Origin of the sequence: Diplocloster modestus, from assembly GCF_019042245.1 — a bacterium.
GTDB classification, from domain to species: Bacteria; Bacillota; Clostridia; order Lachnospirales; family Lachnospiraceae; genus Diplocloster; species Diplocloster modestus.
The window spans coordinates 143,929-163,950 of sequence record NZ_JAHQCX010000004.1; the positions used below are offsets into that span (position 1 = coordinate 143,929).

Here is a 20,022-nt window from a genome sequence, read left to right on the forward strand (position 1 = left end):
CTCATGAATTTCCGGGAAGACGGATGGGCAGGAATCCTGCCCATCTGCCCGATCTTACCGGACGCAGCCGCCCGGTAAGGAACGATATCTACTCACTATAGTTCGATGCTACCGTCTGAATCATAAAGTCTATCGCTTCATCCGGTGTCATTTTCTCAAGCGCTGCCGCCTGTGCGCCATCCGCGATCGCCTGCTCTATCATGGCTACCTGCTTATCCTTCGGACGGGCGGATACGGTCTCAAGCTGTTTTACCAGCGGTCCCCAGTAGGGATCTGCAAACTCTTCCTTATCTTTTTCAGATTCCAGTATCGGCATCAGTCCCCACATCGTCGCATGTCTGGTCTGATTATCGGAAGACATCAGGCACTGCACTAATTTCCAGGCTTCATCCGGGTTCTTGCATTCCGCAGGGATCGACCATCCGTCACATCCCATGATGGGATGGGAACCGGCCGGTCCGGCAGGGAATAATGAGGTCATGAACTTACTGTCCTCGCCTTTATCCAATTCATCCAGGAATTCTTTTACCGCCCATCCGCCATCCAGATACATAGCGATCTGGCCGTCACGGAATAAGGGTCTTAAGCCAAACGGGTTATATTCTTCGGGGCTGGGCTGGATAATGCCATAATCATTCACAATAGCTCTGACCTGCTCCAATGCATCGGCAAATAATTTCCTGTTATTTTCATCGTTTTCAAAGGTAAAGCATTTATTCGCGTCATCCCAGATATCCACACCGGTATAGCTGGCATAGAAACTTTCAATGACATTCGCATAATCCTCCATAGCCTTCACACCAAATCCAAGTCCGGGAACACCTGTCTTTTCCGTGATGGTTTTTGCGTAGCTGATCATCTCTTCCATGGTCTGCGGAGGCTTCTCGGGATCCAATCCGGCCTGTTTGAAGAGATCTTTGTTATACCACAGGCTGAACGCCCCGGTTGCAGCCGGAACCCAGTACATCTTTCCGTCGGACGTTGTAGCCACATCAATGACGGACTGTGGAATATCCTTGCTTAAAACAGGATCATTTTTAACCCGATCCGATAGATCAGCAAGATATCCTTCAGAAGCCAAATCCCAGCCGTTGATAATATTGATAAAGGTTACATCCGGCAGTTCCCCCTGCGCGCCCAATAATTTTAATTTGGTAGTTGCTTCTGTCCATGCCATAGCGTCGAATTTCACCGTAACGTCCGGATTCTCTTTCTCAAACTGCTCTACGATCGGTGCGAAAATAGGTTCTGCCTTGGTCAGATCCCCCAGTCTTAACAGATTAAGCTCTACTTTGCCACCCGAGCCGGCGTCTTTGGCAGCAGAATCGCCTGACGCTGTACTAGCCGGAGCGCTGCCGCCCTTGTCATCCGCCGCCTGCTCTTCTTTTCCCCCGCCGCACGCTGTTAAGGACACCGTCATAATTACTGCCATTGCCAATGCTAATAACCGTTTCATTCAACCTTCCCCTTTCATTCCTATACCGTATTTCCGACGGTATAATGGTTATACCCTCCGGGTATTCTTAAATTAAGCGGCCCGTCGCCTGACCCTGGCACGCGGGCCGCCATAGTTCATAAATCATCACCTGTTTCTTTGCGTATGTAACACTCGTGTATGAAATTCTTTATTTTAACCCAACTTCTTTCAGCATCTTCTCAATCTTGGCATCCAGCTCCGGGGTGATCTCCGGCAGCGGAATACGTCCGGGTCCGCAGTCAGAGCCAACTAAGGCTGCCGCTCTCTTTAAGATAGCCAGTACAACAGGCTCTCCGCCGGTGGCGGATTCTGCCGCTGCCAGATCCAGATAAGGGGTTAACCGGTCGCGGATCTTCTTCGCTGCCACATAATCTCCGGCGTTTCTGGCTTTCCACATTTCCACTGCGATCTCCGGTGCGAAGTTTGAGGTACTGGAGATAAAGCCTGCGGTTCCGGCCAGAGCTGCAAACGGCTCTAAGAATTCACCATGGCCATTGATTACAGCGATCTTGCCGCCGATCTTCCGGGCTACTTTTTCCATTTTCGCAAAGTTCGGGGTACATTCCTTGATACCTACTACATTCGAGCTGTCCACCAGCTGTTCCATGACTTCCAGCGGAACATCCTTATGGGTAACTTCCAGATTATTATATAGAAGGATTCCGATATTTGCCGCTTTCGATATCTCTTTGTAGAACCTCAAAACCGCGTCATCTGTAGGAACATAGTAATAAGGAGAAAGAACCATAACGCCCGCTGCTCCAGCGCCTTCGGCGTGAGCCATCAGATCCTTGACATCCTCGATATTGCTGTGATTGCAGCCTGCAATGATGGGAAGTTCATCCCCTGCTTCGTCCACTGCTGTTTCAATCAGTTTTTTACGTTCAGCAATCGTAAGAGCTCCGCATTCACCGGTGCTTCCGCCTACAACCAGAGTGCAGTTGTTGTCTTTGTTGATTCCTTTGCCGATCAGAAAACGGATGTGATTTCTAACGCCTTCATAATTCACCTGTCTGTCTTCGGTCATCGGAGTAACAGCGATTGCGCAAATACCTTTTAATGCTTTTTTGAGTTCTTCAGGTTTCATAATTTTCATATCCTCCTTTTCCCATTACGGGATTCCCCACACATGATTTGTTTGCCGGCAACTTAAATTTCTGCGGTACGGACGGGGATTTTTCATAATTGTGCCGTACGCTCGTTTAAGTTATTTTTATCATAGCACAGAAAAAAAAGAATTCAACCATTTTCGGAAAAAATTTTCTTTTTTATGAAATGTATAAAAAATATTTCCACTATTTTTGTGCACATTTAATGTCTTTTAATCATGGGGATACTCTAATATGTAATAAATCCCCTTAATTGGCAAGCGGAATGTGACAACAAAAGACGGACTATCGGCAGGAAGCTGATAGTCCGTCTTTTGCATTGAGAGGGTCGCGGCCCTCTCAATGGGGTTTCCAAAAGGGCACCCTTTGGTACACGACTTGTGGCCACACTCCCGGAAAAGTAGCAGGACAGCGGGCAACCGTCAAGGCTGAACTGAACTGTCTTACGCCCGGCCTTGACTGCCGCCTCCTGTCCCGCTGAATAGGTGGACAAGGCGAATTATCCCTCAAAGTGCTTGGCCGCTCTCTTTCTGATTTTGTAGCGTTATTGAGGCTTTCCCACCTTCTAATTCGCCTAAGGTGTACTGCTCCATGATTTCAGCCCTCGCCACATCTACCCATGCGTTTAAGTTCTGTATCTGCGTGGCGGCGATGCCCTCCACATAAATCTGTATATCGGCCAGCAACTTCACAAAATCCGGGTGCGCCGCCAGTTCGCAAAGCAGGACGGTATCAATCCGCCCGCTTTTCAGCAGGTCTTTCAGGCGTTCCTGTATTGTCAACGCCATATTATCCCCTCCTTACTAGCCACTCGATAAATCGAGAGTCATCATAGTTCTGTTTTTAGTATTGAGTACATCTTCATGTCAATAACTATACCGTTCTTGATGGCGTTATTTCTCAATGTGCCCTCATATTGAAAACCTGCTTTTTCAAGTACCCGGCAAGATGCGACATTGTATGCAAACGGCTCTGCGTAGATACGAATAATATCGCTCTTATCAAAAACACACTTGCAGATTTGTTTAACGGCTTCAGTCGTGATTCCTTTTCCCCAATATTTTTCTGCGATGTAATATCCTAATTCGGCAGTCTGTCTGTGGATATTTCCTTGACGAAAAACGCCAATACTTCCAATTACTTTTCCGTCTATGGTAATAGCAAAGGCAAACGTTTCATTTTCGTCCGCGGAGAGCATAGCAGAAATATAATCCGCTCCGTCTTGCTCTGTGTAAGGGTAAGGTAATCCGTCCCGAAGATTATCTTGTATTTTTATATTGGAGAGAGCCGAAGCTAAATCTTTTGCGTCTGATAACTTCCATTTTCTTATTTTACAAGTCATTTTTTGACATACCTCCTCGTCAACTCCCGATTTTTTAATCTGCCGTTTTCATTCTACCACAATTCCGAGAGCGTGGAAATAGTGCGTTTTCCAGCCGGATTTCCAACCTTTCGGATATACGGGACGGGCGGTCAAAAAAGTGTAGACATGTGTTAGTTCATCAACGCCGGCTTCGACAGCGGCAGGATAATTCTGACAAAAGCTTTCAGTCTGGTGCAGCCGTCCACTACCGCTGCCTCTTCCAGCGTTACAGGTATGGTAACAATAACTTTCCAAGATACATTTTCTTATGATACGCAGTTTTAGTCGAATTTCCTCATATCCCAACTCTCCTTTCACTTTTTTATAAATAAATATCCGGTCTTTCCGCAAAATTACCATCTTCTTACATTCAAAACCGTTACAATCCACAAATTCATCTTCAAATTTTCACAATCTCAGTCATAATGTGGAAAGTTAAAAAATTAACGAAGAATGATTGACATTTTTTTAACGATCCCATATAATAGGCATTGTCAAGAGATTGTTAAAAAATTATCAAATAGTTATTATAGGAGGATTCGTTATGGCAAAGAAAGAAACCCAAACCCCGGTACCTGCTGTCATCGACAGTGTGGAAGCGCTCCAGGCGAAAATGAAAGCGATGAGAGAAGCGCAGAAAAAATTCTCCACCTACTCTCAGGAACAGGTCGATAAAATCTTCTTCGCTGCGGCCATGGCGGCCAACAAGCAGAGAATTCCCCTTGCCAAAATGGCAGTGGCGGAAACAGGCATGGGCGTAGTCGAGGACAAAGTCATCAAAAACCATTACGCAGCCGAATATATTTACAATAAATACAAAACTATGAAGACCTGCGGTGTCCTGGAAGAGGATCCCGCCTTCGGTATCAAAAAAGTAGCGGATCCCATCGGCCTGGTGGCAGCGGTCATCCCGACTACCAACCCGACCTCCACCGCGATCTTCAAAACCCTGATTTCCTTAAAGACCAGGAACGCCATCATCATCTCCCCCCATCCCCGGGCTAAGAACTGTACCATCGAGGCGGCGAAAATCGTTCTGGATGCGGCCGTAGCCGCAGGCGCGCCGGAAGGCATCATCGGCTGGATCGACGTTCCATCCCTGGAGCTGACTAACGAGGTTATGAAGGAAGCCGACATCATCCTGGCAACCGGCGGCCCTGGTATGGTGAAGAGTGCTTATTCCTCCGGAAAACCGGCACTGGGTGTCGGCGCCGGCAATACTCCGGTCATCATCGATGATACGGCGGATATCCGGATGGCGGTCAACTCTATCATCCATTCTAAAACCTTTGACAACGGTATGATCTGTGCTTCCGAGCAGTCCGTTACCGTTCTGGATAAAGTATACAAACAGGTAAAAGACGAGTTCAGTTACCGCGGATGCTATTTCCTGAAATCTGACGAGATCGAGAAGGTCAGAAAGACGATCATCATCAACGGCGCCTTAAACGCTAAGATCGTAGGACAGTCCGCATACAACATCGCAAAACTGGCCGGTGTGGACGTGCCGGAGAAAACCAAGATCCTGATCGGTGAAGTGGAATCCGTGGATATTTCCGAGGAATTCGCACATGAGAAACTGTCGCCGGTACTGGCTATGTATAAAGCCAAAACCTTTGAAGAGGCCCTGGTAAAATCCGAACAGCTGATCGCTGACGGGGGATACGGCCATACTTCCTCCCTGTATATCAATACCAATGAAAAAGAAAAAATGGCAGAGCATGCGGCCAGAATGAAAACCTGCCGTATCCTTGTCAACACTCCTTCCTCCCACGGCGGAATCGGTGATCTGTACAACTTTAAATTAAATCCTTCCCTGACGCTTGGCTGCGGTACCTGGGGCGGCAACTCCGTATCGGAGAACGTCGGGCCGAAGCACCTGCTCAATATCAAGACCGTTGCCGAAAGGAGAGAAAATATGCTGTGGTTTAGAACACCTGAAAAGGTTTACTTCAAGAAAGGCTGTATGCCGGTCGCTCTGGACGAACTGGGCACGGTGATGGGCAAGAAAAAAGCTTTTATTGTCACCGATACTTTTCTTTACAAGAATGGCTATGTGAATCCCATCGAGCAGAAACTGGACGAAATGGGTATCCAGCACACCTGCTTCTATGATGTGGCTCCCGATCCGACCCTGACCTGTGCCAAAGAGGGAACCCGCCAGATGTTAAACTTTGAGCCTGACTGCATTATCGCACTGGGCGGTGGTTCCGCTATGGACGCGGCCAAGATCATGTGGGTCATGTATGAGCATCCGGAAGTAAACTTCCATGATATGGCTATGGACTTCATCGATATCCGGAAACGTATCTATACCTTCCCGAAAATGGGTGAGAAAGCTTATTTCGTAGCCATCCCCACCTCTTCCGGAACCGGTTCGGAGGTAACTCCTTTCGCCATCATCACAGACGAGGAAGCCGGAGTTAAATATCCGCTGGCCGACTACGAACTGCTGCCGAACATGGCTATCGTGGACGTAGACAATATGATGAGCCAGCCCAAGGGCCTGACCAGCGCGTCCGGTATCGACGTTATGACCCATGCCCTGGAAGCTTACGCTTCCGTTATGGCTACGGATTACACCGACGGTATGGCTTTGAAGGCTATGAAGAATGTGCTGAACTACCTTCCTACCGCTTATGAAGACGGTTCCAACTTAGAGGCCCGCCAGAAGATGGCCGACGCTTCCTGTATGGCCGGTATGGCATTTGCCAACGCATTTCTGGGTGTATGCCACTCCATGGCCCACAAACTGGGCGCCTTCCATCACCTGCCTCACGGTGTGGCCAATGCCCTGCTGTTGACCCTGGTGATGAAATATAACGCGGAAGAGGTTCCCACTAAGATGGGTACTTTCTCCCAGTATGAATATCCTCATACTCTGGCCCGCTATGTAGAGTGTGCGAACTTCTGCGGTATCGCAGGCAAGAACGATCAGGATACCCTGGATAAATTCATCGCGGCGATCGAAGACCTGAAAGAAAAGATCGGAATCAAGAAGACCATCGCCGAATACGGAATCAAAGAGGAAGATTTCCTGGCTACTCTGGATGAGATGGTGGAACAGGCTTTTGACGACCAGTGCACCGGAGCCAATCCCAGATATCCTCTGATGAGTGAAATCAAAGAGCTGTACCTGAAAGCTTACTACGGAAAATAAGCAGCAGATACGAAATCGGATCATATGATAACTCGGCATAGGAATCTTTTGGCCGGAAGAAAATAGTCCTCTGCAAAACCATTTTCATATGTTAAAATAATTGTTAGGAACCCACTTCATACGTTATCGTGCAGCGGCCGCTGCACGTGCGCCCGAAGGGTACGTATTCAGGAATGCCCGGAAGGTATACTCTGTAGAACAGGGAAGGGAGAGAATTCAATGAAATTAGATCAGATCATCGCTACCCGCGACAAAAAAACAGTATATAAAACCGAAGGACTGGTTATCAAGGTATTTAACGAGGATCACCCGAAATCAGATGTATTCAACGAGGCGTTAAATCATGCCAGAGTGGAGGAAACCGGCCTGAATATACCGAAGGTCGTGGAAGTCGCCCAGGCAGAGGGTAAATGGGCCATCGCCACCGAATATGTGGAAGGGAAAACCCTGGCACAGATGATGGAGGAGGATCCGGATAACCTTCAGCAGTATATGAACCGCTTCGTGGATCTTCAGCTGGAAGTTCACAGCAAATCTGCGCCGCTTCTGAATAAGCTGAAAGATAAGCTGAACCGTCAGATCAGCAGCCTGTCCGGGGAACTGAGTGCAACCGCGCGCTATGAGCTGCATACCCGTCTGGACAGTATGCCGAAGCATGCGAAGGTTTGCCACGGTGACTTTAATCCGACGAATATCATTATCGACAAGGCCGGAACGGCTTACATTATCGACTGGGCTCACGCGACACAGGGAAATGCTTCCGCGGACGCGGCCAACACTTATCTGCAGTTCTCCCTGTATGATCAGAGACTGGCGGAGATGTACATGAGCCTGTTCTGCGAGAAGAGCGATACCGCCAAACAGTATGTACAGCAGTGGCTGCCCATCGTGGCTGCCGCGCAGCTGACGAAAGGGAATGAGAAAGAAAAAGATTTCCTTTTAAAATGGATTGATGTGTTTGATTATCAATAGAAGGAAAGCATGATTCCGGTGATGTGAGGGGACTGGCTCATTCCGGACGGCGACTAAGCAAATGATAGAGTAACGCGAGGAAGGTGCCTGTCCCCGGTTGTTGGTTTGCAGCTAAGACCAACTTCCGGGGACAGGCACCTTCCTCGCGTTACTCTTCTATTCGTTTTGTCGCCGTCCGGAATGAGCCAGTCCCCTCTTTGAATCTTAATGTTCCAGTACCTCATATATATCTCTCGGCGTGATCGTATCCAGATAGCTCTGCTGCATTTTGCTCACTCCCCTCTGCTTAACTATCTTCTCCCAGTCCGCCGCGATCGCATCCACCGCCTCCTTTGGCGTCATCTTTCCTTCGATCGCCTGCCGCTTATAGATCTCGATCGCATCATACATCTGTACCGCTCCGGGAATCCGAAGATCCGGCACTCCGTACTGGTGACCCAGAGCCAGCGCAGGCAGAAAGCTATCCGCATCTTTGTAAATGTCCCGGATCGTCTCATCCTCCCACTCCCAGGTCTTGACGGGTTCATATTCCCAGTAAGCTTTCTGTACATTATGGATCAGCCGGTCTCCTGTAGTCATGAAGCGGATCAGGTCATAGGCCGCCTCCTGATTCTTACAGGTATTGATAATGGAAAACTGCCAGCCATGGCCCAGCATCGTAGCGCGATGTATCTCCTCTTCCTTCTTCCAAGAATTGTTCTTGACCTGGAAGACCTCATAGCTGCCCGGTATCATAGAATATCCGGTGGAGGCCGCCTTTTGGGGCAGCACGGAGATATCCCTCCTTGCTATGTCAAAAGTCGCAGGCCAGGTAAAAAGCAGCGCGATTTTTCCAGCTGCCCAGTTATTCTGCATATCGGTCCAGTTCAGGTTCTTCATCTCTTCGGTCGAATAATTTCCTCGGACACAGTAAACAATATCCTCCATTGCCCGGACTCCCGCCTCATTGTTAATCAGAGGCTTCATGGTCACCGAATTAAAATAGGCGTCCCCATTATATAACCCATCCTTTTCCAGGTAGGATACATAACGTACCAGAAAATGCCAGGCCGAGCCGCGGCTTCTGGCATTGATCTCCGCGGTACCGGAACAGTCCTTCCCATTGAAGAATTCCGCAATATCATAATATTGATCCCAGGTTTCCGGGAACAGCCGGTCGCCGATTCTAAGCTCATAGCCGTACCTGCTTTCAAATTCTGACCCGTATTTTTCCCAAAGATCCTTGCGGTAAGCGGTGATAAATACATCTCCATCCACATTCAGCGCATAGATATTGTCTCCATACCAATTATAGATTTCCCTGTAGTGCGGAAAATAGGAATCCCATTCCAGGCCGCCCTCACTGTAAGATAAATTCACTGTTTCCAGATCGATAAATCTATTGAGCGACACCAATTTTCCGGTTTCCACCAGATCTCCCATCAGATAGGACGGATATAGAATAATATCATACTTATTTTCACCTTTGATAATATCATATGCGGTATTTTCAAAAATTTTGGAAAATGGAATTTCTTCTATTTTTAAATTCACTCCATTTTGTACTGCCCAGGCAGTCCCATCCTTTTTCAGGAAGTCCGCCATACGGTCCTGAGGAGCCGCCACCGTAAGGGTAATTCCCTCAAACTCCTTTACCTGCGGGGCCTTCTCCCGGTTCGTTAAAACGACGGTATCCGTATCATGAAAGCTAAAATCCGGCTCCTTAAAACCGCCAAGTTCGCTTTCCAGTTCTTCTCCGATTTTTAGCGGCGGCGATTCTACCAGGTCTATATCCCCATATTCATCCCTGTGGATACCCGCTGCCAGCAGAAGTATAAGAATACCCGGCACAATCATGAGGAACGGAATCCGAACCCCCTTGTTCTTCTCTTTCATCTGCCGTCCATCTCCTTTAACAGCATCTTCCGGTATTCCGACGGACTGTATCCGTAGATCTTTCGGAAGACCTTACTGAAATATTTTGTATCCTGATAGCCTGCCGCCACCGATATTTCATAAATTTTAAGCGCCGGATTTTTCATCAGAAAAACCACTTCATCCATACGCTTTTTCGTAATATAATCCATCACATTGATGCCCGTCCGGGCCTTAAATATGGACGACAGATAACTTGCGGACATATGGATCTCCTCCGCTATATCTCTTAAGCTGATTTCCTCCCGGTAATGCTGGTCGATATAACTGCGGGCCTCCTCAATTGCCGTGTTGGACGTCTGCTGCAGTTTCCTGCCCGTATCCACATACTGGGCCGTTATCTTAAGCAGCACCTCCTGCATCTGCCCGATGCTGAGCGGTTCATTCACCGCCTGGAAGAACCGTTCCAGCCGGATATCTAACATCGACGGGGTCATTCCGCTGTCATAGATTTCCTGAATGATAATGGTCAGCAGCCGGTAATATACCATCCGGACGGTTTCTATATCCGCCTCTTTTAAGCTGCTTATCCGTAAGAATACCTCTTCGATGCATTCCCTGGCCGTCGTTTCATCCAGCCTCGCCAGCGCATTGGCGAACACTGCCTCATCATATTTTTGGATTACCTCTTTTTGAACCGCATGGGGCATATCCATATATTGGTAAATTCTATCCTCGTTGCGCACCCCGCAGATTTCCAGAGCCTCCCCCGCTTCCTGAAAAGATTTTCCGACGCAGAGCAGGTCCGGAACTTTTCTCCCGATTCCAGCCAGCACGGGCAGATGAAAATGTATTTCCAGATACCGCCGGAGTCTTTCACATTGTAAACGGATCTCATTTTCTCTGCAGCCTTCCCCGCCTTCCTCCAACAATACATAGATTTTATTATCCCTGGCCGCGCAGCATACCGGACATCCGCTGCGCTGCATCTGCTCTTTTACCGCCCTGCACGCGGCGGCGGTCACTGCCTCAGCCTCCGTACTTTTCTCCTGCTTAAGTGCCAGTATAAGAGCTATACAGCCTTCTCCCTTCATCGGTAATTCCAGGTCATTTACCATTTCCATGATCCGGTCGATCGCATATTGCTCCGAATCCACCAGCATGAAGATCAGTTTCTCCGCTTTATACCGCTTATTCTCTTCCATTGTGGTTATAATGGTATTCCGCAGCCGCTCTTTTTTCTTAAGCCGCTCGGCCACCCGTGTAAGAGCCGTCTTAAGCTCTTCCGCCTCCACCGGCTTGAGCAGATAATCCACAGCTTCGTATGTCACCGCGCTCTTCACATACTCGAATGAATTGTAACCGCTGAGAATCAGAAATTCCGTATCCGGGTAACAGTCCCTGGTCTGCTTCATCAGCTCGATACCGTCCATCCCTTTCATTTCCATATCCGTTACCACCAGTTCCGGCCGATTTTCCTGAATCATATCCAATGCGTCTCTGCCATTGGCCGCTTCCCCGATAATCGTAAAGCCAAGTTCCTCCCAATTCAAACAATTTTTCAGCCACAGCCGAACATAGCGCTCATCATCCACCGTCAGTACCCGATACATGCTTACCTCCATCCCTGATCGCAAGCCGGCGATACCGGCAGGAAAACAGATACCGTCGTTCCCACTCCCAGCCGGCTTTCCAGCCTGATCCCATACTCCGCTCCGTATCTTTTTTTGATTCTCTCATTTACATTACATATTCCGATCCCGCCTTTTCTCCGGCTGTTGATATTCGTTTCCTCCGCCGCCAGTCTCTGCTGTATTTCGCTTAACCGCTGCGGGTCCATCCCCTGTCCGTCATCGGTAAATTTAAGGATCAGTATATCATGCTCCTGCACGGATAAGATCTCGATCGTATTATCCTCTGTGCTGTCCCGGAATCCATGGACGATCGCATTTTCTATGATCGGTTCAAAGGAAAATCGGACGATCGGACGATCCAGGAATCTTTCATCCACCCGGTTTTGCAGGATTACCTTTTCATCAAACCGAAGATTGTGGATCGTCAGATAATTCCGGATATGGGTCAGCTCGTCCCGGATCTTCGCCGTATATTCCGTATTCAGGTTATACCGGAACATACCTGAGAGTGCGCCGATAGCGGTAATAATATTCTTCTGCGGATTCTCCGAATAGAGCAGCCCCTTGATCATTTCCAGTGTATTATACAGAAAATGCGGGTTAATCTGTGTCTGCAGCGCATATAGCTCAGCCTCTTTTTTCATAATCTCCAGGCTATATTTTTCATTCTGAAGCTTCTGTTCCACCCGGTGCTGCTCTTCCAGCTGAACGATCAGTCCCTGGATCTGCGTGATCATTTCCTTCAGATGCAGAGCCAGCTGCCCGGCCTCATCCCTGCCCTCGATATTCACCTCCGCCTCCAGATCCCCCGCTGCGATCTCATCCATTACATTGCCAAGCGCCGTTATCCGCTGGGTGACGCTCTGCGCGAAAAAATAACTGAAAATAAGGCCCAGAACCCAGATCAGGCTGGATACCAGCAGAATAAAATTCCGGACCTGATTGGTCTTGTGGGCAAATTCACTGCTGGGCAGCGATCCGATCACATACCATTGCAAAGCGTTATCACAGCTGAAAACCAAAAATTCCTTTTTTCCGTTCAGTCTTGTTTTCAAAACTCCCTCTGTCTGTCCCGTCGCTTTTACCGCCTCCAGCTTCTCTCTGGAGTTCAGTTCCCGGTCCTTGCTCTCCTGATTCCGATAGATCAGGCTGCCGTCGCCTTTAACGACAAACACCACCCCTTCCTTTCCCAAAGTAACCGTATCCAACGCTTTAAATATTTTATTTTTATCCACGTCCATCCTTAAGATGGCCAGCGGATTATTTTTCCTCACATTGAAAACCGCGGTATAACAATACAGATTCGAATCATCTCTCACCAGATACCCCGTATCATCATACCGGTCCGTCCAGTAGAAGTCCTCCGATTCCTTTCCCCGCAGCAGATTCCTTGCCCAATCCTCATTCATGATCTCACCGGCGCTGAACAGCGAATAATTATCCCAGGGAATATGATCGTCATATGAAAAAATACGGATATCCAGAATATCCTCATTTACCATGCGAAACGTCTCAATCTGTTTTTTCACCGCCTCAAAATACACCAGCATATCCTCGTAGTCATAGTCCCCTTCCAGCAGCAGATCCTCAAATCGCTCCCCCGCATAAAAGGAATTAAAAGAAACCTCCAGATTATTAATCCGGTAGTCAATATTATTATTAATCTGTTTTAAAACCTGCAGTGTCGTTTCCCCATACTCACTGTTCAACACCGACTCCGACTTATCAAACACAGAAAAAGAGAGTATCAAAATGGTGACAAATATACAGACCGTCAGATAAAGAAAAATCTTCGTCCTGAGCCGGATATTATTTGCCATACTTCGCACCATTTCAATACTTCTCTGTTTCAACTCACATCACACCCCATGCCGCCAACTTCTACGAATGATTATAAATGGTTACCGTTATACCGTATCCCTCCAGAATCCCCCGGAACTCCTCTAATTCCTCATCCGAAACCGCTCCCAGCTCTTCCAGTGGATAAGCAATCCCCAGCGCTTCATACTTCTGAACCCCTAACTTATGATACGGTAACAGATGCGCCTGCGCAATAGATAACTCCTGACAACATTTTCCAACCCTTTCTATATGTTCCCGATGCGCGTTAATTCCGGGAATCAGTGGCAGCCGGACAATCACCTGCTTTCCGGCCCTCACAAGCTTTTCCAGATTCTCAAGAATCCGTTCGTTCGGCACCCCCGTAACCTTCTGATGCATCTTAGAATCCATCTGCTTCAGATCGAAAAGGACCAGATCCAGCCCTCCAAGCACCTTCTCATAATCCTCCCACCGCGCATACCCGCAGGTCTCAATTGCCGTATGAATTCCATTCATTTTACACTCCCTCAAAATCTCAGCCGTGAACTCCGGCTGCATCAGCGGTTCCCCGCCGCTAAGCGTCACACCACCGCCGGAATTTCCATAAAACTGCCAGTCCTTCAGCACCTCCTCCAGAATCTCCGTCACACTCTTCTCTTCCCCCGCAGTCTCCAGCGCTCCCGCATAACACTTTCTCACACACTCCATACACAGATCGCACTTTTCCCTGTCAATCACCCGGCCCCCCTCAACACTCCGGATGGCACCCTTGGGGCAATTTCCCACGCACCTATCACAACCCAGGCACTTCATCTTCCGAAACAAAATATCCGGCTTCACCCCTCTCGACTCCGGATTACAGCACCACAAACAAGTAAGCGGACACCCCTTCAAAAACACCAGCGTCCTGATCCCCGGCCCATCCTGTACCGAAAACCTCTGAATATTAAAAATCGTTCCCACTCGATCCATAACCAGCTCCTCCATTCTCATCCCATTTAAACTCTCTCTACAACATCCCTCTATCTCAACGCTAAACACAATCACCATAATCGCATTTACAGCTACATAACCAAATTCACAACACTCCTCCGTCCCAACCACATTTACACCTGCCACCACATTTGCAGCCAAACTAACCTCACCGCCATAACTATTGGCCACAAATATATTAACACCTACAACTATATTTGCAGCTATGATTAACTTATAACCGCAACTCAGCCCTTCCCATCTCTCCCAGAAAAAAAGTCCGCCTTTTGCAGGGGGCTGCCGCGCGAAGGGGAGAGGAGGCCGGCGATCCGGGCGCGATATGGGCCTGATGGGTGTGGCGGTAAGCCTTTCGGGGAAAGTGTCCGTGTTCCGGGGACATTGGGCGGCCGTGCTGCTGCTTAACATAAGCGGGGCAACGGTTCCGGGATGCGGGGCGGCCTTCACGGCCGACCTGCAAGGTCCTCTGAGTACAGAACGCATCCGGCGTTCTGCACGAATAGGACCGGTTCCCGGAACCGCTGCCCCGCTTATGTTTAGCAGACAGCCGGCGCAAGCCCACAGTCCCCGGAACACGGACACTTTCCCCGAAAGGCTTACCGCCACACCCATCAGGCCCATATCCCGCCCGGATCGCCGGCCTCCTCTCCCCTTCGCGCGGCAGCCCCTCTCCCCCCGCAAAAGGCAACTACTTTTAGAAGTTTCCGATCTCCGCTCTGCGGATTATATTATCCTGCACCTCAGGAGCCAGACTTGTAAAATACGCACTGTATCCGGCTACCCGGACCAGCAGATCCTGATACTTCTCCGGATGCTCCTGCGCATCCCTGAGCGTCTTGCTGGACACCACATTAAACTGGATATGATATCCGCCCTTCTGCTGATACGTCTTGATCAGAGACGCCAGATTCCTGGTTCCCGCGTCTCCTTCCAGCGCCGATGGATGGAACCTCTGATTAAGCAGCGTTCCATTGGACGCTAGCCGCTGATCCACCTTTGAAGCGGAATTGATCACCGCAGACGGCCCTTTCTTATCGGAGCCCACCTGAGGGGAAAGTCCGCCGTCAGCCAGCGGGAAACCGGCCAGTCTGCCGGAGGGCAGCGCTCCGACCAGGGCGCCGAACGGCACGTTGGAGATCACCGTATAGATCCCCGGCGAATGTACGCCCTTCCGTCTCGGAATCGTGTATTTCGCCACTTCTTCACACCAGGCCCGGCCCACTTCCGACACGATGGCGTCCACATAGTCATCGTCATTTCCATATTTGGGCGCCCGGTTCAGCAGCATTTGGCGTTCGTTTTCCTTTCCTTCGAAATCATTCAGCAGCATATCGGTCATTTCACTCATGGTAAATACTTGTTCTTCGAATACCAGCTTTTTCAGCGCGGACAGCGCATCTCCCACATTGACGATTCCTACCGCCTGCGGGCACAGACAATTATACCGTCCTCCGCCTCTGGTAATATCCCTTCCGTTTTCCAGAGGATTTAACATCAGGGATGACAGATAGGGCTGCGGTACCATTTCTCCGTGAATCCAGTCCGCCATATTCATGATAATCGCCCCATGGTAGATAAAATATTTCATCTGGGTGAGGAAAGCATTCCACACCTCCTCATAGGACTGAAAGGTTCTGGGATCCTGGGTTTTAACGCCGATTAGTTTTCCCTTGTCCTTACCATAATAGCTGACCCCTCCGTTAAGCGCCAGCTCCAGCATCTTCGGAACCGTAACCCAGGCCGCTCCGCCATTTCCCCAGCTGTCCTCGCCTACCACCAGTTCCACACAGCCGATAATACACAGGTTTCTGGCGTCCTGCAAAGAGACTCCACGGTTCATCAGCGCATCCTTTGCGACCTCGATATTGAAGTTCTGGGGCATCCCGATCCCTGTCTTGATTACCTCTGCCGCACGCAGCCTTAATTTTTCCGGCGTTTTATCATGATAGCAGACCGACAGGTTCGGCTGAATCACCTTGATATGTTCCATCGCGTCCAGACAGATGTAGGACATCTCATTGGTCACGTCATTGCCCGCAGAATCCATTCCGCCCACATTCAGATCCTGTCCTGTGGGATCGCCGGCCCAGTATTTCGCGCTGGCGGTATCCACGAACTGATTGATTTCGCTGAACTTCACATACAGGCATTCTACCAGTTCTACCGCTTCCTCCCGCGTCAGCTTTCCGGCCGCTACATCTTTTTCATAAAACGGATACATATATTGGTCGAATCTGCCGGGGCAATAAGAATACCCATCCTCTTCGATCCATTGCATCACATGGGCGAAAAAGAATAACTGGCAGGCGTCTTTAAAATCTCTGGCCGGATTCTCGGATACATAATAACATCTGGCGGATATCTCTTCCAATTCTTTTTTTCTGGCCGGATCCGTCTCCTGTCCGGCCAATTCCTCAGCATAGGCGCCATAGCGTTTGCAGTAATTCATTGCGCCTTCCATACAGATACCGGCCGCCTGATAAAAATTGAAGGCTTCGTACTGTTCCGGGTTATTTCCCATATCTACCGTCTCTAATTTCCGGTCGATGTCCTCTTTCATTTTCTTAAAACCGGTATTGAGCACCTTGCCATAAGATGCATTTGTGTGTCCAATCCCATAATTAAGCGGAAGCGCGGCATTGTAAATACCCGTATCATAGACTGCCTTTGTTTCCGCGGAAATCATCGATAAGAACCGGGTGGTTTTCCGGTATTGTTTCCAGTACGGCACACATTTGCGGATCTCCTCCTTGGTCTGCTCCGTACAGCGGTACGGGTCCTGCGGACGTATTTCGAACATATCCAGATCGTTTTCGATCCAGTCTACATTATTCTCCGGATACAACACGCCGCCCTTGATATAGCGGCCGTTATTGCCGACGATTAATTCATCCGGCATAATCCGAAGCGTCATATGTTCCACGATATACCGGAACGCTTTCGCTCTGCGGATCTGTATCTCTTCCCCCTCCGTCTGCCTGTAGGCTTCCGTAACCAGGCGCATCCGTTCGCTGTCCACCTCCGGGACCGTATCTAGCAGCCGTTTCTTCAACCGTTCTGAACGGCACATATCCTCCGGTTTCATCTGCATAAAATCATTTACATATCCTGTTACCTGTTCCTTATGCATATTTTATTCCCCTTTCTTATATAAAATTTTCTTTTATTCTTCCAACCCTTTCAGCTCCCGATACCGCTTGATTCCCCGTCCCATTCTAATCATGGCGTTTATGGATTCCACCGCGTTTTTAACCGGACAGTCGCGGGTGCCCAGCAGACATTCCTCCAGCCCGATGTCACATCCTTCGCAGAGCGCTCTGCATTTTTCACCGGCCGCTTCCACCAAAGCGTTATCGAACTCTTTGATATTTCCGTCGATTACCAATTTCATCTGACTTACCTCACTTTCTTTTCCAAATAGCGGATTCGCAGCTATTCTTCCCTTTATTTCGACGTTGAATCTTCCCCGCATTTCAGTGTTGACAGGGAACGCATAGCCACCGCCACATAACAGGTTTCGGTATGAAGCCCGCAGTGTTGGCACAGTTTTTCCACAGCCTGTAACGCTTCCGTCACTTTTTCCTGGTCTACTTTCATCTTACTCGCCTCCTGTTTCTTTATTTTCTCTGAAGCATATACCGGAATGATAACGTCGCCAGGATGATCACTCCATTTACCAGATACAAAACCCATTGTGCAATTCCCATGATTAAAAATCCATTGGTGATCAGGGTCAGGAAAAATGCACCCAGAATCGTTCCCGGCATATTTCCCTTTCCTCCCGCCATGGTGGTGCCGCCAATTAACGTAACTGCAATCGCCGTCATCATATTTTCCGATAACATACCGGACACTGCATTGGATGATTGGGCGCATCCCAGGATTCCGGCCATAAACGAAAATACGGAGCACAGTACAAACGCTGCCACGATCGTATGGCGGATATGAATCCCTGCGAATTCTGCCGCTTCCCGGTTATCCCCGATAAACGCGATGTTTCTTCCGAACTTGGTTTTCTGCAACAGGATATAACCCAGCAGCACAAATACCGCCATCCACAGAAACATCACCGGAAATCTTCCGATATTTCCAGCGAACAAATTCGTAAACGCCTTATTGGAAAATACCACCGCCCGCTGTTTTGTAAGTATATAGGATAAGCCGTTGGCGATCATGTTCGCGGCCAGCGTGATAATAATGCTGGGCAGTTTCGTTTTTACAATGATCAGTCCGCTAATGAACCCAAAGCCCGCACAGACTGCAAAGGAAATGACAAATGCAGCCGCCACCGGCATTCCTTTGTTCATCAGGACGCACAGGATCGAGGCCGCCAGCGCCGGAAGCGTCTGTATCGAAAGATCGATCTCGCCCAATGTCAGTACAAAGGTAATTCCTGCCGCTAAAACTGTCACAATGCTCATGGACCGCAGGATTGTAAAAAAATTCTTGGCGGTCAGAAAGCCATTTGCAGTCACTGAGAACAGGAGGAACACCGCGGCGGTTACCAGCACGATAAACCCACCATGCGCGAAGAAACCCTGTCCCAGCCGCTTTATATTTGAATTTTCCATAATTTCCATTCCTTTCCCCGCGTTTTCATGTTCGTTTTAATTCCTGTTCCCGGTTGGACATCAGCGCGTTTCCGGTCAGTACGACGATGATGACAAGGCCCACGATGATATTGGTCAGATAAGGGGAAATGGCAAACATAAACAGGCCATTGGCAACGATGGTGATAAACAGCGCTCCCATAAACGTACCGATCATATTGGCGCGTCCTCCGGATACCGCAGTTCCCCCGATGACTGAGGCCACGATAGAATTAAGTACCAAAGCTTCCCCCACCCCTGCCGTCACATAGGTAGACCGGCAGCATTCCATGAAACCGGCGGCCGTTACGAACACCGCGTCCAGTAAGAACGCCAGCATTACATGTCTGTTGATCCGGATGCCGTAGATCATGGCCGCTTCCCGGTTATCTCCGATACACAACAGATTCCGTCCAAACCGGGTTTTTCGGATGATGAAGTCCCCGATCAGCAACATAGCCGCCATCCAGAGAACCGCGTTGGGAATTCCCGCGGTCTCACCGCCAAATACCTTCAACATACCCTGATGCTCCATCAGGATCGGTTTGTTATTGGCTATGATCCTGGTCAGTCCCATGGCTACTCCGCTCACCCCCAGTGTTCCGATGAAGCTTGGAAGCCCGGCTTTGACAATCACCAACGCATTTAGTAACCCCAATGCCAGAGTGGCCAATATACCAAGGATCAGCGCCGGAAGGAATGGCACATCCCGCATATACAATGCCGCGAAGATCACCGGTGACAAAGACAGCATCGCACCGTTGGATATATCCGTCTCCCCGATGGACAGAATAAAAGTTTCTCCAAAAGCCAGTACACTCAGTGTCGCCATCGACTGAAGAATCGCCTTTAAATTCGTCCCGCTGAAGAAATTTTTTGTCGTGACGCTAAAGATGAGCACCAGGGCCAGGATCGCTATATATAGAATCAGATTGTTATGTTTTGATTTTCTGCCAAATTTACGAACTTGTGTCATTCGCTTGTAAACCTCCGTTTCTTATACCCTTTCCGTATTCCTCAAGGGTATCTTTTCATTCCTGCTTCTTCATGCCT

The 20,022-nt window shown here is 48.9% G+C and carries 14 protein-coding genes and 1 pseudogene; 2 read left to right on the forward strand and 13 right to left on the reverse strand.

Annotated elements, in window-relative coordinates:
- Positions 1-88: 88 nt before the first annotated feature.
- The 4 genes and pseudogenes from KTH90_RS07695 to KTH90_RS07710 all read right to left on the reverse strand — a co-directional run bounded on the left by KTH90_RS07695 (position 89) and on the right by KTH90_RS07710 (position 3,928).
- Positions 89-1,456, reverse strand: a complete 1,368-nt coding sequence (locus KTH90_RS07695; protein ID WP_158350100.1) for an ABC transporter substrate-binding protein — start codon at positions 1,454-1,456, stop codon at positions 89-91.
- Positions 1,457-1,625: 169 nt separating this feature from the next.
- Positions 1,626-2,564 carry a dihydrodipicolinate synthase family protein gene (locus KTH90_RS07700; protein ID WP_238726572.1) on the reverse strand — a complete coding sequence of 313 codons (939 nt, stop codon included), beginning with the start codon at positions 2,562-2,564 and terminating at the stop codon, positions 1,626-1,628.
- A gap of 591 nt (positions 2,565-3,155) precedes the next feature.
- Positions 3,156-3,344 (reverse strand): annotated as a pseudogene (locus KTH90_RS07705) (helix-turn-helix domain-containing protein); the annotation flags it as partial.
- A gap of 71 nt (positions 3,345-3,415) precedes the next feature.
- Complete coding sequence (locus KTH90_RS07710) at positions 3,416-3,928, reverse strand: GNAT family N-acetyltransferase (protein WP_238726573.1); 513 nt, start codon at positions 3,926-3,928, stop codon at positions 3,416-3,418.
- Positions 3,929-4,493: 565 nt separating this feature from the next.
- On the opposite strand from KTH90_RS07710, the gene adhE reads away from it, so the two are divergent.
- Both adhE and KTH90_RS07720 read left to right on the forward strand, forming a co-directional pair.
- A complete protein-coding gene (gene adhE / locus KTH90_RS07715; protein ID WP_238726574.1) occupies positions 4,494-7,109 on the forward strand; it encodes a bifunctional acetaldehyde-CoA/alcohol dehydrogenase in 2,616 nt (871 codons plus the stop codon).
- 219 nt (positions 7,110-7,328) lie between these two features.
- A complete protein-coding gene (locus tag KTH90_RS07720) occupies positions 7,329-8,081 on the forward strand; it encodes a phosphotransferase family protein (RefSeq protein ID WP_158350104.1) in 753 nt (250 codons plus the stop codon).
- Between the two features lie 204 nt (positions 8,082-8,285).
- Here KTH90_RS07720 and KTH90_RS07725 read toward each other — a convergent pair whose 3' ends face one another.
- The 9 genes from KTH90_RS07725 to KTH90_RS07765 form a co-directional block, all read right to left on the reverse strand.
- Positions 8,286-9,956, reverse strand: a complete 1,671-nt coding sequence (locus KTH90_RS07725) for an ABC transporter substrate-binding protein (protein WP_158350105.1) — start codon at positions 9,954-9,956, stop codon at positions 8,286-8,288.
- On the reverse strand, positions 9,953-11,548 hold the full coding sequence (locus KTH90_RS07730) for a response regulator (protein ID WP_238726575.1): 1,596 nt from the start codon (positions 11,546-11,548) through the stop codon (positions 9,953-9,955). The genes KTH90_RS07725 and KTH90_RS07730 overlap by 4 nt, the downstream gene beginning before the upstream one ends.
- Positions 11,549-11,550: 2 nt before the next feature.
- Positions 11,551-13,422: a cache domain-containing sensor histidine kinase gene (locus KTH90_RS07735; RefSeq protein WP_238726576.1), complete on the reverse strand. Its 1,872-nt coding sequence runs from the start codon at positions 13,420-13,422 to the stop codon at positions 11,551-11,553.
- Positions 13,423-13,450: 28 nt separating this feature from the next.
- Entirely contained in the window at positions 13,451-14,554 is a 1,104-nt protein-coding gene (locus KTH90_RS07740; protein WP_238726577.1) for a glycyl-radical enzyme activating protein, read from the reverse strand.
- A 520-nt stretch (positions 14,555-15,074) separates the two neighbouring features.
- On the reverse strand, positions 15,075-17,510 hold the full coding sequence (locus tag KTH90_RS07745; RefSeq protein ID WP_158350109.1) for a glycyl radical protein: 2,436 nt from the start codon (positions 17,508-17,510) through the stop codon (positions 15,075-15,077).
- Positions 17,511-17,543: 33 nt separating this feature from the next.
- Positions 17,544-17,771, reverse strand: coding sequence for a hypothetical protein (locus KTH90_RS07750; RefSeq protein ID WP_158343830.1), 228 nt, complete (start codon positions 17,769-17,771; stop codon positions 17,544-17,546).
- 53 nt (positions 17,772-17,824) lie between these two features.
- Positions 17,825-17,977 (reverse strand): hypothetical protein, encoded by a 153-nt coding sequence (locus KTH90_RS07755; RefSeq protein ID WP_238720230.1) that lies wholly within the window; start codon positions 17,975-17,977, stop codon positions 17,825-17,827.
- 20 nt (positions 17,978-17,997) lie between these two features.
- A complete protein-coding gene (locus KTH90_RS07760) occupies positions 17,998-18,951 on the reverse strand; it encodes an ABC transporter permease (RefSeq protein WP_238726578.1) in 954 nt (317 codons plus the stop codon).
- 25 nt (positions 18,952-18,976) lie between these two features.
- On the reverse strand, positions 18,977-19,945 hold the full coding sequence (locus tag KTH90_RS07765; protein ID WP_238726579.1) for an ABC transporter permease: 969 nt from the start codon (positions 19,943-19,945) through the stop codon (positions 18,977-18,979).
- Positions 19,946-20,022 lie beyond the last annotated feature (77 nt).

Bases quoted from the DNA above. Each gene is read 5' to 3' on its own strand.
- adhE (WP_238726574.1), top strand. From the start codon at position 4,494: ATGGCAAAGAAAGAAACCCAAACCCCGGTACCTGCTGTCATCGACAGT.
- KTH90_RS07755 (WP_238720230.1), bottom strand. From the start codon at position 17,977: ATGAAAGTAGACCAGGAAAAAGTGACGGAAGCGTTACAGGCTGTGGAA.
- KTH90_RS07720 (WP_158350104.1), top strand. From the start codon at position 7,329: ATGAAATTAGATCAGATCATCGCTACCCGCGACAAAAAAACAGTATAT.
- KTH90_RS07760 (WP_238726578.1), bottom strand. From the start codon at position 18,951: ATGGAAAATTCAAATATAAAGCGGCTGGGACAGGGTTTCTTCGCGCAT.
- KTH90_RS07695 (WP_158350100.1), bottom strand. From the start codon at position 1,456: ATGAAACGGTTATTAGCATTGGCAATGGCAGTAATTATGACGGTGTCC.
- KTH90_RS07745 (WP_158350109.1), bottom strand. From the start codon at position 17,510: ATGCATAAGGAACAGGTAACAGGATATGTAAATGATTTTATGCAGATG.
- KTH90_RS07765 (WP_238726579.1), bottom strand. From the start codon at position 19,945: ATGACACAAGTTCGTAAATTTGGCAGAAAATCAAAACATAACAATCTG.
- KTH90_RS07700 (WP_238726572.1), bottom strand. From the start codon at position 2,564: ATGAAACCTGAAGAACTCAAAAAAGCATTAAAAGGTATTTGCGCAATC.
- KTH90_RS07710 (WP_238726573.1), bottom strand. From the start codon at position 3,928: ATGACTTGTAAAATAAGAAAATGGAAGTTATCAGACGCAAAAGATTTA.
- KTH90_RS07730 (WP_238726575.1), bottom strand. From the start codon at position 11,548: ATGTATCGGGTACTGACGGTGGATGATGAGCGCTATGTTCGGCTGTGG.
- KTH90_RS07725 (WP_158350105.1), bottom strand. From the start codon at position 9,956: ATGAAAGAGAAGAACAAGGGGGTTCGGATTCCGTTCCTCATGATTGTG.
- KTH90_RS07750 (WP_158343830.1), bottom strand. From the start codon at position 17,771: ATGAAATTGGTAATCGACGGAAATATCAAAGAGTTCGATAACGCTTTG.